Source organism: Cytobacillus sp. FSL W7-1323 (assembly GCF_038595015.1).
GTDB lineage: Bacteria > Bacillota > Bacilli > Bacillales > Cytobacillaceae > Cytobacillus > Cytobacillus kochii.
In genome coordinates this window covers 3,725,402-3,739,924 of the sequence record NZ_CP151998.1, presented here as the reverse complement: position 1 = coordinate 3,739,924, position 14,523 = coordinate 3,725,402, and the positions used below count along the sequence as shown (strand labels likewise).

Sequence of the window (14,523 nt, the reverse complement as noted above, 5' to 3'; positions counted from 1 at the left end):
ATGAGTACAATACCTTATGTAATTGAACAAACGGCTAAAGGTGAACGGTCCTATGACATTTATTCAAGACTATTGAGAGATCGGATTATTATGATTGGTGAAGAAATCAATGATCATATGGCGAATAATATTGTTGCTCAAATACTATTTTTAGCTGCAGAAGATGAGAAAAAAGATATTTCACTCTATATTAATAGTCCTGGAGGATCAACAACAGCGGGCTTTGCTATTTTAGATACACTCGACTATGTTAGGTGTGATATTCGCACTATCTGTACAGGGATGGCTGCCTCATTTGGTGCACTACTGCTTCTATCTGGCACGAAAGGAAAACGATTTGTGCTTCCTCATAGCGAAGTAATGATTCATCAGCCCTTAGGTGGTGCAAGAGGGCAAGCGACAGATATTGAGATCTCTGCAAGAAGGATATTAAAGCTAAAAGACGTAACCAACCAAATGATTGCCGAGAAAACAAATCAACCATTAGACAAGGTGAAGTTGGATACAGAACGTGATTATTTTATGAGCGCACAAGAAGCGGTGGATTATGGAATCGCGGATGCTATTTTAACGAAGAGTGAATGATAATAACTCACATTAAGCCCACGCTTAATTGATGATAGATGCATATGTAATAGGGAAGGTACCCAGCTTTTAATTAAAGGAGGTAATCCCTAGTGCATTATTATTATCGACATCCTGGTGTTGCGGATGAACGCTTTTTTCCCTTTTTGGCGGCGCCATTTGTTGGCGGTTTTCTTGGAGGATTAGCGGGAGGGGCGTTAGCCGCACCGCTGTTCTTTAGACCTAGGCCGTGTTTTGGAGGACCTTGTCCACCATATGGATACGGTTACGGCCCCGGCCCTGTTCCATATGGCAATCAAGGTTTTGGTGGCTACCAAAATCCCTATGCTGGCAATCCCAATCTTTATGGACCAAATATTAATATAAATAATGAGATTAACTAGATAAAAATGATACCACGGAGAGATGCTGTGGTATTTTTTTGTAAGCTTAAATTTATAGTACAGCAAAATCATAACCAAGATTATAAAAATAAAAAGCAGTCGTAAATTGACTGCTCTTCTATATTAGGTTTGAAAATATGGCTTACCCCTACATTTGCATCGTAGTCCATTTTAATTTTAATGACAAATTCGCACTTTGATCACCGGCAGATTGAAAATTTAATGTTAATCCATCTGGTGTATAAGTAACTTTCGGATGATTGTTCAGATTAGCAGAATCAATTAATTGATTAACTTTTGTTTGATTTGATTCCTGGGCAGCAGTCATAATATTATAGGAGTATTCTCTGGACTTCGCCATTTTATCAAGTAATTTACTAGCACTATTCATTAATACTTCCATTGCTTTTGCTGATTGAATGAACTGATCCGGATTAACTGGAGGGAATGAACGTATAGGTATTGGTGGATAAGGGTGGCAATATATAGGATAGGTATAAGGATACGGACAAATAGGAGAGGGATTAAAACGTGTAGGATACATCATAGGTCTCCTTTCAATATCGCATTAGCATAAATATATGTGCCTAAGGCTTATTCTATGATTAAACAGAATATTCCCATAAAATATATGTTCGGTTATAATGGTAGTTGAGGGGAGGCGTACATATGTATCCAAAAACAATGATAGAAACGTTAGGTATTGAAATTACAAGCCTTGAAAAGGGAAAGGTTGTTGCCACTATGCCTGTAGACGGCAGAACGAGACAGCCATTTGGTATCCTTCATGGAGGGGCTTCTGTAGCGCTTGCTGAAACTGTAGCGAGCTTAGGTGCTTATGAACTCGTTGATAAAGAAACAGAAGGTGTAGCAGGACTAGAGATTAATGCTAACCATATTAAGTCAAAGAAAGACGGCGTTGTGACAGCAATTGCAACAGTTCTACATCAAGGAAAAACAACGATGGTTTGGGAAATAAAGATCGTCGATGAACAAGAAAAATTAATATGTGCATCAAGGTGTACAATGGCTGTTTTAAAATTGAAAAAGTCTTAATGAAATGCGGGTGGAAAGGTAATTTCTACCCTGTTTTTTTTTGGTTTTATATGTGGCATTGTATGATATGAAAGTTAAACCTTCGCATGGTGTCCAGTATCCACACAACAATCATTTTTAATAAACCGCACTTAGTTACGTTTCATTCATTTGATTAGTCACGATTGGAAAATTTGTTTATTAAAATAAAAAAAACGCCACCTACATGCAGTTTAGATTGCATATGGTAGCGTTTTTTTTTATAGATTCTTCCCTAATTTCTTTTTAAATTCTTCATATTTTTGTTGTTCATTAGATTTCTTTATCTCGAGGTATTCTTGGTAATCATCAACCTTACTACCTTCCATTTTTACGCCATGATGATAGGCTGCTCTTCCAAGTAAATGGCCAGCAACTGGAGCTGTTAAAAACATAAAGACGATGCAGAGAAGTACTCTTGTATTAAACTCACTCTCATGAAAATAAAAGTAAAAGAATGCAGCTAATAATATACAAAGGACACCAAGTGTAGCAGCTTTTGAAGCAGCATGGTTTCTCGTATATACATCAGGTAATCTGATTACACCTAGCGCAGCTATTAAGTGAAAGAACGCTCCGAGAATAATAAATATGACGATGATAATATTAGCGATCTCTATCATGATCAATGATGACTCCCTTCTCTAGATATTTGGAGAAGGCTACTGTCCCGATAAACGCTAATATCCCAAATAGTAAAATGAACTCTACATAGGCAGTTGTATCTACTTTGATACATATTAACGCGACAATACCAACAATGTTTACACCAACGGCGTCTAAAGCAACGATACGATCCGGCAATGTTGGGCCTTTAATGATTCGGTAGACTAATGCAAGCATGGATAGAGCTAAACAAATGATTGCAATTGTAACGGCAGTTTGTATCATTTTCGGCTCACCTCCATAATCGCCTTTTCGAAGCTTGTTTGAATCGCTTCTATTTCATCCTGGACATCATTCATATCTACAGCATGTACAAAAAGGATTTTCTTATCTTCTGATATATCTACTACTAACGTACCTGGTGTTAGGGTAATTAAGTTAGATAGTGTGGTAATTTCCCAGTCCTTTTCTAAACTTGTTGGATAGGCAAATATCCCAGGCGTGTTGTGTAGCTTAGGTGTTAACACAATCTTAACGACAGCAATGTTGGCTAGAATTAGCTCTCGTATAAAGATAAAGAGCAATTTAACCACTGCATAAACACGGTACAAATAAAAACGGCTGCTGAAGAAATTTCTAAATACAAACAAAATGAGTAGGCCAAAAAAGTATCCTTTGATAAATGCCACTAGATCATACGTTGTTGTTAGAAACATCCACATAAACCCAAGACAAACATTTAATAAAATTTGAACTGCCATACTCACTACTCCTTTAGAACTGCATCGATATATAAATTGGTGTTGATTAAACTTTCAGCAGCTTGAGAGATATACGGATAAACAAAATCTGCACCTACACCATAGCAGATAGAAAGAATGACTAAGATCACTGGAGCGATTAATAACTGCTTATAAGGAACTGTCTTTTCATTTGCAAATGTTTTTGGTTCGCCCCAAATGCCATTAATAAAGATTTTCATAATAGAGATGAGCACGAATAAGCTAGATGCTAACACAATTGCAGCGCCAATGAAGTGTTCAGATGAAAATCCACCTTGAACAATAAGGACTTTTCCAACGAAACCACTTAATGGTGGAATACCAGCTAATGCAAGTGCTGCAAGGAAGAATGTCCAGCTGAACCCTGGATAATTCTTTATTAATCCGCCCATTTGCTTTAAGTTATTTGTACCCGTAATGGTTGCCATTAACCCAACAAGTAAGAATAACCCTGCTTTGATAATCATGTCATGAATAAGATAGAATATTGATCCTGTTAAAGCATTTTCATTCATTGTACTTACTCCGAACAGAATGATACCGACAGCAACAATAATGTTGTATATGATAATCTTTTTAACATCCCAATAAGCCAGTGCACCGATAATCCCAGTAATAATAGTTAAAATCGCTAAGATCATGATCACTTGTTGAACATATCCACCTTCTTCGTAAAAGAATAGGGAGTAAGTTCTAATAATAGAATATACACCGACTTTTGTGAGGAGTGCTCCAAAAATAGCCATTACAGGTGCTGGAGGTGCATAATAAGAGCCCGGTAACCAGAAATATAACGGGAATATTGCCCCTTTCAAACCAAAGACGATGAGGAATATGATTCCAATAATCGTAATCACACCAGGTTGAGAAACCCCGCTTATTTCACTCACTCTCTCAGCAATATGCGCCATATTCAAAGTTCCTACGACCGAATAAAGGTAACCAACTGCAATGACGAATAAACCGGAAGAAATAACGTTAACTAAAATATACTTGATGGATTCTCTTAATTGAATTTTCGTTCCACCGAGTAGAATTAAAGCATAAGAAGACATTAACATGACTTCAAAAAATACAAAAAGGTTAAAAATATCGCCTGTCGTAAAAGCACCATTTACACCAACAATTAAAAATTGTAAAGCGGCATAAAAATGATATTTTTCACGATCTTCGCCAATTCCTTTAAATGAATAAATAATACATGCAAATGCGACGATACTCGTTGTTAATACAAGTAAAGATGATAACATATCAGAAACAAGGGTTATACCAAAAGGGGCATCCCAGTTCGATAAGTTTAATGTTTGTATACCGTCATTTTTTACCTGATTCACTAATAGTGCAGATAGAATGACTGTAGCAAAGGCTGATAGACCAGCAACCCACCTTTGAGCAATAACTGATTTATTTAAAAAGATCAGAATGACGGCGGTAATTAACGGAACTAGAATAGGGAGTATCAAAAAATTAATCATTGCCATCATTTCCTCTCAATTTCTCCATATTATCTGTGCCAAGTTCTTTGTATGAGCGATACCCTAATACGAGGAATAGAGCAGTAACTCCAAAAGCAATAACGATTGCTGTCAAAATGAGTGCTTGAGGAAGAGGGTCTGTATATGCGCTTGCTTCTTCACCCACTAAAGGTGGTGCACCTCTCTTCAAGCCTCCCATAGTTAATAAGAGAAGATGTACGCCATGACTTAATACAGTTGTCCCTAAAATGATTCGCACAACACTTCGTGAAAGCATCAAATAGGTTGCAGACATGAAAAGAATGCCGGCAATAAAAATCATTAGTATTTCCATTATTCATCATCTCCTCCTATCGTTTGAATAATGGACATCGTTACACCTACAACAACAAGATATACCCCTAGATCAAACAATGTCGCTGTATGCAAGTGAAGCTCACCTAAAATAGGTACATGAAGGTCTCCAAATGCATGTGTTAAAAAAGGTTTGTTGTAAATAAATGCACCTGCACCTGTTCCAATAGCAAAAACTAAACCAAGTGCAACCATATATAAGAAGTTGAATGGTAAAATATTTCTTACTGTTTGAAGGTCATAGGCTAAGAGTAGAAGCAGGATGGCGCCTGACGTTAATAAGCCGCCTACAAATCCGCCTCCAGGTGTATAATGTCCAGCAAAAAAGATATAAATGGAGAAAATCATGATGAGAAATAATAACACTTTCGTCATCGATTGCAAGATAACGTTACTTGTTTTCAATTTTCTTTCCTCCATTTCTCCTTAGCTTAATCAGACCGAAAATAGCTAATGCAGCAATACCTAACACGGCGATTTCAAACATCGTATCAAAGCCCCTAAAGTCAACTAAGATTACATTAACCATGTTCTTCCCAGCAGCTTCACTATACGTATTCTCAATATAATATTGTGAAATAGAATCAAATAGTTTCGTACTATGCGCTGTTAATCCAACTAAAATGACGAATAAGCCAACCCCTACTGAAATAATGGCATTTCGCACTTTCACTGGTACAGGATCGTCTGTCAATTTCTTCGGTAAGTGATAGAAGCAAAGTAAGAATAGTGATACAGAAATTGTCTCAATCACCAATTGAGTGAGCGCTAAATCTGGCGCTCTAAAAACGATGAATAGCAAGGCAACCATATATCCTATTGTTCCAGTTAGTAGAATAGAAACAATACGAGACTTAGTAAACAATAGAGCGATAGATGCAGCAGCCACAATAAATGTTAGTATTACTTCGTAGAATTCAATTGGCGCTAAATTATCAGTGCTAAAGGCGAAAGCGTCTAGCCCAAATAATGAACCAATAATAAGCACAACCATGAAAATAAACATATAGCTTAAATAATGGTTAATGGATCCTGACATTACATTGCGATTTAAGCTGAAAGAGCCTTTATACATTGAATCAAGTAACCCATCATAGAAGCGGTTAAGTGTAATTTTCTCCGGGAAAATACCATAAATGCCACGCCATTTATTTAATCCAAGGTACATTAGAATCCCAACAATAATAACACCGATTGTCATAAATAATTCTGTATTAAAACCGTGCCACATAGAAATATGAACATCAAACTCATACATAGGCATAATCGTTTCTATAGCAGGTACTAACAAAGGTTTTACGAGATTAGGGAAAAAGCCGATTACAATAACTAATGATGCTAAAATAATTGGAGAAATAAGCATACCAATAGGGGCTTCATGCGGTTTTTTCTCTAATTTCTCTGGTTGATATTTCCCTGTAAATGTTTTGAAAACAAGGATCATACTGTATATGAAAGTAAACACACTCGCAATCCAAGCAATAACTGGAATAATAATGCTCCAATCAAAATCCATATGAAGTGCATTAATCATACCAGTAAAGAACATCTCTTTGCTAAGGAAGCCATTGAATGGTGGTAACCCAGCCATAGCAAAGGTGCCAATTATAGCAATCGTAAATGTAATTGGCATGAGGTTCATCAAACCACCTAGCTTACGAATATCCCTTGTACCTGTTTCATGGTCGACTATCCCTACGACCATAAATAAACTTCCTTTAAAGGTAGCATGGTTCATCAAATGGAAAATTGCAGCAGTAGTTGCTACCATAAAATATTCAGGTTGTTCGTAATGCAGCGCAGCAGCTCCTACGCCTAGTAAAGACATAATTAATCCAAGTTGACTTATGGTCGAAAAGGCTAGGATAGATTTTAGATCTGTTTGTTTGACCGCTGAGAAGGATCCCCAGAATAATGTGAACAATCCAAAAGCAATGATGAGCCCCATCCATAAAGTGTCTTCGGCAAAAACTGGACTCATTCTAGCTACTAGATAGATCCCCGCTTTAACCATTGTAGCTGAGTGAAGGTAAGCACTAACAGGGGTTGGTGCTTCCATCGCATCTGGTAACCAGATATGGAATGGAAATTGTGCCGATTTCGTGAATGCACCTAATAGAATACATAAAAGAGCGGCAACAAAAAGTGGGTGATCAATAATTGTGTCAGCTTGTGCGACAATTTCGGTAATACTGAACGTTCCGGTCATGTTATAGAGAAGGATGATTCCTCCCAACATAGCTAGTCCACCTAAAACGGTGATAATCATTGATTTTTGTGCACCATAACGTGATTTCTCTCGATTGTACCAATAGCCAATTAAGAGAAAAGATGAAAAGCTAGTTAATTCCCAAAACGCATAAAGGACAATTAAATTGTCTGATAAAACAACACCAAGCATTGCCCCCATGAACAGCAATAAATAAACATAGAATGTATTTAATTTCTCTTTCTGTTTAGAAAGATAGTAAATAGAATACAGAATAACTAACGAACCAATCCCAGTAATTAATAAAGCGAATAATAAACCTAGTCCATCCACTTTAACTGTGAAGTCAATTCCTAAAGAAGAGATCCATGAAAACGATTCCATTGTTACTTGTTTATTTGTTGTTTTAGAAATAAAACTACTGAAATAAATGAACAGCAGAATAGGAAGTGGTAGTATAAACCACCCTGTGTGTACTGACTTAATATTTTTATATATTAGCGGTACAAACACTGCGATAATAAATGGCGCAATAATCGCCAAATGTAACAGTGACAAGAAATTACCCCCTTTTGAAGAAAAAATCTGTGAATTGCAAGATAATGCAGAGAAATATGCTATTCATACTAAAGTTCAACAGCTACGGTAGTAATTATAACGTAAAAAGTTATCAGTTGCATTGAAGAAATCCTCTAGCAGTAGGTTTCCCCATAAACTTTATAAATAAGTAGAAACACGTCGATTTTTGGCAAAAATTTTTTAAATGAATAAAAAAACGAATAATTATACAAACTATTTTTAGGTGGTGGTTTGTAAATGTTTGGGAAAATAATAACTGCTATAGGCATATTTGCCATTATTTTCTGCAGTGCTTGGTTCGTTGAATCTCAGGAAATGTCAAATAAACTGAAGGCAGATCAATCTAAAAAGTATGAAAGTGAATGGAGTAATCTGGAAATAGAAGCGGATGTATCTGATTTTGCTCCGAGAGAGTACGTGAAAATTAGAGAAGTGTCTTGAGAAAATTTTCAAAAATACGTGGTAAATATGACTAATGAGACTTGGAAGGTCCGGGCAAATTTGACTTTGCTCGGATCTTTTTTATTTGAAATGATTATGAGATTATAATGAATAATGCAATCCTAATACGATGCATAACTTCTTTGGTTTATTTAGGTAAGGGGTTTTGGGGTTTTTCTGAAATGAGCGTACATCACATGAGAAATAAAAAGGTACATATTTGGGACAGTCAGGAATATGATGGAGTATATTTAGGTTTTAATTCAAATAACTGAAAAATAAAAAAATAGCATGCTATAATAACAATAAAGAGTACACGGAAAAATCCGTTTAAAGAAAGGATCTTTTCTTATTATTTACGTAAAAAGGGGGATCTCAGCTGATGGAAGGAGCAAGGTATTTATTTATTGATTTTGAATTTACAATGCCAGAACGGAATTGGAAAGGGTTTTATCCTGAAATCATTGAAGTAGGCTATATTTTGGTAGAGGGTGGAAACATCGTTGACCAGTTTTCATCTTATGTGAAACCAATTAAGTACCCTCATTTATCTAAAAGGTGTAGCTCGTTTTTGAAAATTTCTCAACAACAGGTTGATACAGGCATCACTTTTAAACAAATGCTAGACCAGTTTTCGAAAATACCAACTGTCTCCTCCTTAAAAATCGTTACATGGGGAAATATGGATATGAAGGTGCTGCGAAATAATTGTTTACATACGGAGTTACCGTTTCCCTTTGATGGTAAAGAAATAGATTTATCAATGGAATATAAACGATTCTTCGGTAATCAGAATCAGACAGGTTTATGGAGAGCTGTGCAAGAGTATGGAAAAGAAGGCACGGGGAAGCACCATAAAGCATTGGATGATGCCTTAACGACTTATCAGATCTTTAAGCTTGTGGAAAAAGATAAGCGCTATCTAAAGAAACCAAAGCCTGCTACAATCGGGGATGTCATAGATTTTTCTAAGCTGTTGAAGCAACATGTGTAAGGACTCAAAGTGAAATTGGGTCTTATTTTTTTGCATGTAAACCTGTTTTTAATATCAAACCTTATGCAAAAAAAGTGGTCAAGGTGCTGCTAAACTACGAATGAAAAAAGTCGCTGTTTTTACAGTACTGTTGCTAATCTACTCCACTTAATCCAGTACTAGCTTGCATTGGATTCATGGTGTGAGAGAAGGAATGACGGTTAGCAAGCCGAAGCGCACACATACTATTGAGAAAGCAAATATCAGAAAAGCAAAGGAGCTAACTAGAAATATGGAGTACAAAGAAATGCCCACATAAATGATTTCAAAATCAGCCAGAACTGTAGGCAAAAGAGATGGACTGTTAAGGGGTGTTTAAGTCCTAAATTACTCAATGTGATTTAGGACTCAATCTGTGACAGTTCGTTTAAAAACAATTATTTAAAATAGTCTTTTTCTAATGATTTTAAGTTCATTAAGCTTTTTTCTGCCCATTGCGTGTTTTTGCTAAGTAATTCTGCACGCATTTTTTCAATGGCTTCTTGAAGTGAATCTTGATAGTCGGGAATATCTTCGGTAAAAGGTTTCACCATTTTTAAAGGGACATTCGTTTGTTCCCTATATGCCAAGGCTCTTCTTTCTTGAAAGAAAACGCCGTCTACTTCTTTAGGATGGTGAAGATCACCTTGTGTAGGATGCTTCAGCACTGCTAAGACCCTTACCAAATAACTTTGCGGACGGATGTCTGTGATTTCTCCAATATATTTCCCTGTTTTGTATATCCCGGTAACTTTATCTCCAATATTTAATTCACTCATTGATGTACCTCCTAACAATTGATCTTGCCTATATTATGAATGAGAAAGAAATGAAAGACAATCCATAAAACAGATAGATAGGCTCTTTACAAAGCGGTACAATATTAAAATAATGGTAGTATAATACATATGCTTGGGAGTGAGAAAATGAGAAAAAAATGGTTTGTTTTATTTGCCACGCTTCTTTTATTACTTGCTGGTTGTGGTGAGAATAACGATACAACTGATGCAGACAAAGAGGACAAGTCAACAGCAGAGGAAAAAGCACAAGAAGATGATACAGGCGAAGCTGCTAAAGTAAAAGGTTTCCCACAGCTTTCCAATGAAGTAGGGGAAAATGAGCAAGTCGTTAAGTTGGTAACATCATTAGGCGAAATTACGATTAAACTTTTTCCCGATATTGCACCAAAGACAGTAGAAAACTTTATCACTCATAGTAAAGAAGGCTATTATGATGGCGTTATCTTTCATCGTGTTATGAAAGAGTTTATGGTCCAAGGTGGAGACCCTGAAGGCACAGGACTTGGTGGAGAAAGTATTTACGGGGAATACTTTGAGGATGAATTCTCTAATCAATTATTTAATATTCGCGGTGCCTTATCGATGGCTAACAAAGGTGCTGATACAAATGGTAGTCAATTTTTCATTGTTCAGAATACAACATTAGGGGATGGCCTAGAACAACAGATGAAAGATAATGAATATCCAGCTGAAATTATTGAGAAATATGTGGAAAGTGGTGGAACGCCATGGCTAGATGGGCGTCATACTGTTTTTGGACAGGTGATAGATGGAATGGATATTGTTGATGATATTGCACAAGTAGAAGTAAATGAAAACGATAAACCAGTAGAAGACGTGATTATTGAGAAAATACAAGTCATCGAATAAAGGTTGGTATAGATTACATCGACTGTTATAATAAGGATATCAACGAAAGTAAGAAAGGAACATAGCCGTGCTTCAAACTTATGTGTTTTCTTTATTTCTTTATTTTCCAGAAGACAAGACAGAATATATTCCGGCCGTTATATGGTTAGTTGCCTTTATGATTCTCGCAGCATTTGTAATGAGATGGTTTATTCACCACTCAAAAAAAGAGAGTGAAAAAACACGCGAACTCGAAGACCAATTAAAACAAAAAAGTAAAAACTCTTCTGTTGATTGAAGACAACTTTCATGTTTGTAAACTTTTCGACAACCACTTTGAGTAGTGGTTGTATTTTTTTTGGATTGGGAAAAGCTAAGTGCATGATTTTCTTTTTGGAGGCTTTCTTTATGAATAAGAAGATAGTTTATTTATTATTTAGTCTATCTGTTTTATTAATGGGTTGTACAGAACAGGAAGTAAAAAAGGTAGATGTAGAGATGTTTAACGCAGTTGGGGATTCTCTTGGTAAGGTTAAATTAGAAGAGCAAGCCAGTGGGGTCAAGTTAGGGTTAGATTTAAAAGGTCTGCCACCTGGGGATCATGCTATTCATATCCATGAGAAAGGTGAGTGTGAGGCTCCTGACTTTAAATCGGCTGGTAATCACTTTAATCCCGAAGATAAAGATCATGGTTTACTGAATCAAGATGGTCATCATGCGGGTGATTTACCTAATATTATTGTGGAAGATGATGGGAAAGTGAAGACAGACTTAGTTGCAGCTGAAGTTACAATGAAAGATGAAAAGTCTTCATTATTAACAAAAGATGGTACATCTATTGTCATTGATGAAAAAACAGATGATGGAATGACACAGCCTTCTGGCGACTCCGGGGAAAGAATTGCCTGTGGAGTGATTTCGAAAGACAAAGAACCAAAGCAGAAAGAAGCACAAAATAGTAAGAGTTAACCAATATTATATGAATGGAAGAAAGAACAAATTCTGGAAGGAATTTGTTCTTTTTTATTGCTTAGGAAACGAAAAAAAACTAGGCTGGTTTATCGATGGAAGAGAGTAAACCATTAAGTGAGCGAAGTGAGTCATAAGTTTTTTAAAATAAAATTTATGAAAATCATTGCGTGAATAAAAGTAAGAATATTATGTAAAAAAGCATATTTATTTTATAGTAAATATGCTTTAATAGGTTAAAGGGAGGGACCTTTATGAAGCTACTAGAAAATAATGTAGTACAACTGATTCCAATGGAAACTTGTCATATTGAAGGGATAAGCAAGGCAGCGAAAGAAGAGTCAATTTGGACACATATGTCAGTGGATTTAACCCAATATAGTGACGTCGTTACATATGTTGAAGCGGGTATCAAAAAGCGTGAAGAAGGAAGAGAGTTCCCTTTTGTTATTTTTAATAAAAAGGAGCAGCAAATTATTGGCTGTACCTGGTTTTTAGATGTGGATCTTACCCATAAAAGGTTAGAAATCGGTTCAACATGGCTTCATCCTCATTATTGGCGAAGTGCAATCAATACAAATTGTAAATACCTTTTATTGTCTTATTGTTTTGAAGAACTGAAATTTAATCGAGTACAAATAAAAACAGGCCATGAGAACCTCCAATCACAAAAGGCAATTGAGAGAATAGGTGCTAAGAAGGAGGGAATATTACGTAATCATATGATTCGTAGGAATGGAGAAATTCGTCACACAGTGATGTATAGTGTGACAATAGAAGATTGGCTAGAAATAAAAAAGCATATAGAAGAGAATTTATTGAAATAAAAAAACATGTCGGAAATAGTTTTTCGGACATGTTTTTACAGAATCCTTATGAAAATGCTGTTTTTAAACGGTGAAGTCCATCCATAAGTATATCATGAGGGCAGGCGATGTTCATACGGACAAACCCTTCACCACCTGGGCCATATTTTGGTCCTGGCTCTAATCCAAGTTTTCCTTTCTTTACAAGCTTTTGCTGAATGTCATCATCAGTTAAGCCGAGTTTACGACAATCTAGCCAGATTAAATACGTCCCTTCTGGATCAACGACATCAATATCAGGCAATTCTTTATCAATAAAACTTTTTACACTCTGGATATTTTGTTGTAAATATGAGAGTAAAGCTTCTAACCATTCTGCTCCATGGGTATAAGCAGCTTCCATGCCGACCATTCCAAAGATGGATAATTGATGGAAGCCTTGTCTTGCTTGAAAATCTTCAAATTTTTTCCTTAATGTCTCATTTGGAATAATAAGGGCGGATGCTTGCAACCCAGCAATATTAAAAGTTTTCGTTGGTGCAATGCATGTAATCGTCTGGCCTCTCAGTTCCTCGCTTAAGCTAGCGATAGCGACATGTTTTTTTGGCTTATAGACGAGGTCTGCATGAATTTCATCTGATAGGATTAAGCAATCATAAGCGATACATAAGTCACCGATCTTCTGTAAATCTTCTTTTGACCACACATTTCCTCCTGGATTATGAGGATTACAGAGAATAAACATTTTCGCCCCTTTTTTGAGTTGCTGTTCAAAGTCATCAAAATCAATTTTGTAATGTCCATTAACAAGCTTAAGTGGAGAACGTAAAACTTTACGATGATTACTTTCAATGACATTTGTGAATGGTGGATAAACAGGGGTATGTATTAATATATTGTCCCCTTCTTCTGTATAGGTCTGTACGACCGCTGCCAAAGATGGAACCACACCGGTATTGTATAATATGGACTGCAGGGGAATATCCCAGCCGTGATGAACACTTACCCAATCCTTGATTGCTTTTGGTAAGGATGGGGACGCAAATGTATAACCATAAATTCCGTGATCTAAACGTTTTTGTAGTGCATTTGTTACCTCTTTAGGCGGTTTGAAATCCATATCTGCGACCCACATTGGAAGGACGTCTTCTTCTCCAAAAACCGTTTTGGTCAATTCCCACTTCACTGATGACGTATTTTTACGATCAAAAATTTCATGAAAATATTGATTTTCCACTTCTATCCCACCATTTCTTTATTTATCGATTTCTATCTATATGATAAGATATGTAAACATAAATGAAAAATAATAAGGTGAATGTATAATGAATACACAACAAATGAATCTATTGTTAGTAGATTGTTTAAATGATTGGGACCCATTTCAAATCGGTACAGGCAATTACGATACGGAAATAGCTGATATCCTCCAAATAGTACAAACTGTTGACGATACTAATGAATTGGCCCATAACATCCAAGCTATATATGAATTCTCTTTTGATGAAGTAATTCCTCTTGCTCAATGTAAAAAATACGCGAAGAAACTCCTGGTTATAAAAAATAATAGTTCTTGCGAGATTGAATGAATGGGTGAAG

20 protein-coding genes are annotated in these 14,523 nt (G+C 36.1%); 10 read left to right on the top strand and 10 right to left on the bottom strand.

Going from position 1 to position 14,523, the window contains the following annotated elements:
• Together MKX67_RS18990 and MKX67_RS18985 are read left to right on the top strand one after the other, a co-directional pair.
• Positions 1 to 585: an ATP-dependent Clp protease proteolytic subunit gene (locus MKX67_RS18990; RefSeq protein ID WP_095372058.1), complete on the top strand. Its 585-nt coding sequence runs from the start codon at positions 1 to 3 to the stop codon at positions 583 to 585.
• 92 nt (positions 586 to 677) lie between these two features.
• Positions 678 to 968, top strand: coding sequence for a hypothetical protein (locus MKX67_RS18985; protein ID WP_180316908.1), 291 nt, complete (start codon positions 678 to 680; stop codon positions 966 to 968).
• A gap of 148 nt (positions 969 to 1,116) precedes the next feature.
• On the opposite strand, the gene MKX67_RS18980 is transcribed toward MKX67_RS18985, so the two are convergent.
• Complete coding sequence (locus MKX67_RS18980) at positions 1,117 to 1,512, bottom strand: hypothetical protein (protein ID WP_095372059.1); 396 nt, start codon at positions 1,510 to 1,512, stop codon at positions 1,117 to 1,119.
• A gap of 125 nt (positions 1,513 to 1,637) precedes the next feature.
• On the opposite strand from MKX67_RS18980, the gene MKX67_RS18975 reads away from it, so the two are divergent.
• Complete coding sequence (locus tag MKX67_RS18975) at positions 1,638 to 2,024, top strand: hotdog fold thioesterase (RefSeq protein ID WP_095372060.1); 387 nt, start codon at positions 1,638 to 1,640, stop codon at positions 2,022 to 2,024.
• Between the two features lie 239 nt (positions 2,025 to 2,263).
• Here the strand turns inward: MKX67_RS18975 and mnhG are convergent, their stop codons facing one another.
• From mnhG to MKX67_RS18940, 7 genes are read right to left on the bottom strand one after another with little or no spacing between them, the layout of a single operon-like run.
• Positions 2,264 to 2,665 (bottom strand): monovalent cation/H(+) antiporter subunit G, encoded by a 402-nt coding sequence (gene mnhG, locus MKX67_RS18970; RefSeq protein ID WP_095372061.1) that lies wholly within the window; start codon positions 2,663 to 2,665, stop codon positions 2,264 to 2,266.
• Complete coding sequence (locus MKX67_RS18965; protein ID WP_095372062.1) at positions 2,649 to 2,933, bottom strand: Na(+)/H(+) antiporter subunit F1; 285 nt, start codon at positions 2,931 to 2,933, stop codon at positions 2,649 to 2,651. The genes mnhG and MKX67_RS18965 overlap by 17 nt, the downstream gene beginning before the upstream one ends.
• Positions 2,930 to 3,409, bottom strand: a complete 480-nt coding sequence (locus tag MKX67_RS18960) for a Na+/H+ antiporter subunit E (RefSeq protein WP_095372063.1) — start codon at positions 3,407 to 3,409, stop codon at positions 2,930 to 2,932. The genes MKX67_RS18965 and MKX67_RS18960 overlap by 4 nt, the downstream gene beginning before the upstream one ends.
• Positions 3,410 to 3,414: 5 nt before the next feature.
• Positions 3,415 to 4,905: a Na+/H+ antiporter subunit D gene (locus MKX67_RS18955; RefSeq protein WP_095373614.1), complete on the bottom strand. Its 1,491-nt coding sequence runs from the start codon at positions 4,903 to 4,905 to the stop codon at positions 3,415 to 3,417.
• Complete coding sequence (locus tag MKX67_RS18950) at positions 4,898 to 5,239, bottom strand: Na(+)/H(+) antiporter subunit C (protein WP_095372064.1); 342 nt, start codon at positions 5,237 to 5,239, stop codon at positions 4,898 to 4,900. The genes MKX67_RS18955 and MKX67_RS18950 overlap by 8 nt, the downstream gene beginning before the upstream one ends.
• Positions 5,239 to 5,679: a Na(+)/H(+) antiporter subunit B gene (locus MKX67_RS18945; RefSeq protein WP_180316937.1), complete on the bottom strand. Its 441-nt coding sequence runs from the start codon at positions 5,677 to 5,679 to the stop codon at positions 5,239 to 5,241. Before MKX67_RS18945 ends, MKX67_RS18950 begins: the two co-directional genes overlap by 1 nt.
• On the bottom strand, positions 5,651 to 8,026 hold the full coding sequence (locus MKX67_RS18940) for a Na+/H+ antiporter subunit A (protein WP_342488590.1): 2,376 nt from the start codon (positions 8,024 to 8,026) through the stop codon (positions 5,651 to 5,653). Before MKX67_RS18940 ends, MKX67_RS18945 begins: the two co-directional genes overlap by 29 nt.
• Positions 8,027 to 8,284: 258 nt before the next feature.
• On the opposite strand from MKX67_RS18940, the gene MKX67_RS18935 reads away from it, so the two are divergent.
• Together MKX67_RS18935 and kapD are read left to right on the top strand one after the other, a co-directional pair.
• The gene (locus MKX67_RS18935) at positions 8,285 to 8,488 is read left to right on the top strand and encodes a hypothetical protein (protein ID WP_095372067.1); all 204 of its coding nucleotides are present in this window, start codon (positions 8,285 to 8,287) and stop codon (positions 8,486 to 8,488) included.
• 382 nt (positions 8,489 to 8,870) lie between these two features.
• Positions 8,871 to 9,482: a 3'-5' exonuclease KapD gene (gene kapD, locus MKX67_RS18930; protein WP_180316938.1), complete on the top strand. Its 612-nt coding sequence runs from the start codon at positions 8,871 to 8,873 to the stop codon at positions 9,480 to 9,482.
• A gap of 416 nt (positions 9,483 to 9,898) precedes the next feature.
• On the opposite strand, the gene MKX67_RS18925 is transcribed toward kapD, so the two are convergent.
• Entirely contained in the window at positions 9,899 to 10,279 is a 381-nt protein-coding gene (locus tag MKX67_RS18925) for a kinase-associated lipoprotein B (RefSeq protein WP_095372069.1), read from the bottom strand.
• Positions 10,280 to 10,426: 147 nt separating this feature from the next.
• Here MKX67_RS18925 and MKX67_RS18920 point away from each other — a divergent pair, with 147 nt between their 5' ends.
• From MKX67_RS18920 to MKX67_RS18905, 4 genes are all read left to right on the top strand, one after another.
• On the top strand, positions 10,427 to 11,170 hold the full coding sequence (locus MKX67_RS18920; protein ID WP_342488589.1) for a peptidylprolyl isomerase: 744 nt from the start codon (positions 10,427 to 10,429) through the stop codon (positions 11,168 to 11,170).
• Between the two features lie 67 nt (positions 11,171 to 11,237).
• Positions 11,238 to 11,447: a hypothetical protein gene (locus tag MKX67_RS18915; RefSeq protein ID WP_095372071.1), complete on the top strand. Its 210-nt coding sequence runs from the start codon at positions 11,238 to 11,240 to the stop codon at positions 11,445 to 11,447.
• Between the two features lie 110 nt (positions 11,448 to 11,557).
• Positions 11,558 to 12,118, top strand: a complete 561-nt coding sequence (locus tag MKX67_RS18910; protein WP_095372072.1) for a superoxide dismutase family protein — start codon at positions 11,558 to 11,560, stop codon at positions 12,116 to 12,118.
• A gap of 254 nt (positions 12,119 to 12,372) precedes the next feature.
• Entirely contained in the window at positions 12,373 to 12,945 is a 573-nt protein-coding gene (locus MKX67_RS18905) for a GNAT family protein (RefSeq protein WP_342488587.1), read from the top strand.
• Between the two features lie 46 nt (positions 12,946 to 12,991).
• On the opposite strand, the gene MKX67_RS18900 is transcribed toward MKX67_RS18905, so the two are convergent.
• Entirely contained in the window at positions 12,992 to 14,161 is a 1,170-nt protein-coding gene (locus MKX67_RS18900; protein ID WP_095372074.1) for a MalY/PatB family protein, read from the bottom strand.
• A gap of 88 nt (positions 14,162 to 14,249) precedes the next feature.
• Between MKX67_RS18900 and MKX67_RS18895 the strand changes: the two genes are divergently transcribed.
• Positions 14,250 to 14,513: a DUF1871 family protein gene (locus MKX67_RS18895; RefSeq protein WP_095372075.1), complete on the top strand. Its 264-nt coding sequence runs from the start codon at positions 14,250 to 14,252 to the stop codon at positions 14,511 to 14,513.
• Positions 14,514 to 14,523: the final 10 nt, after the last annotated feature.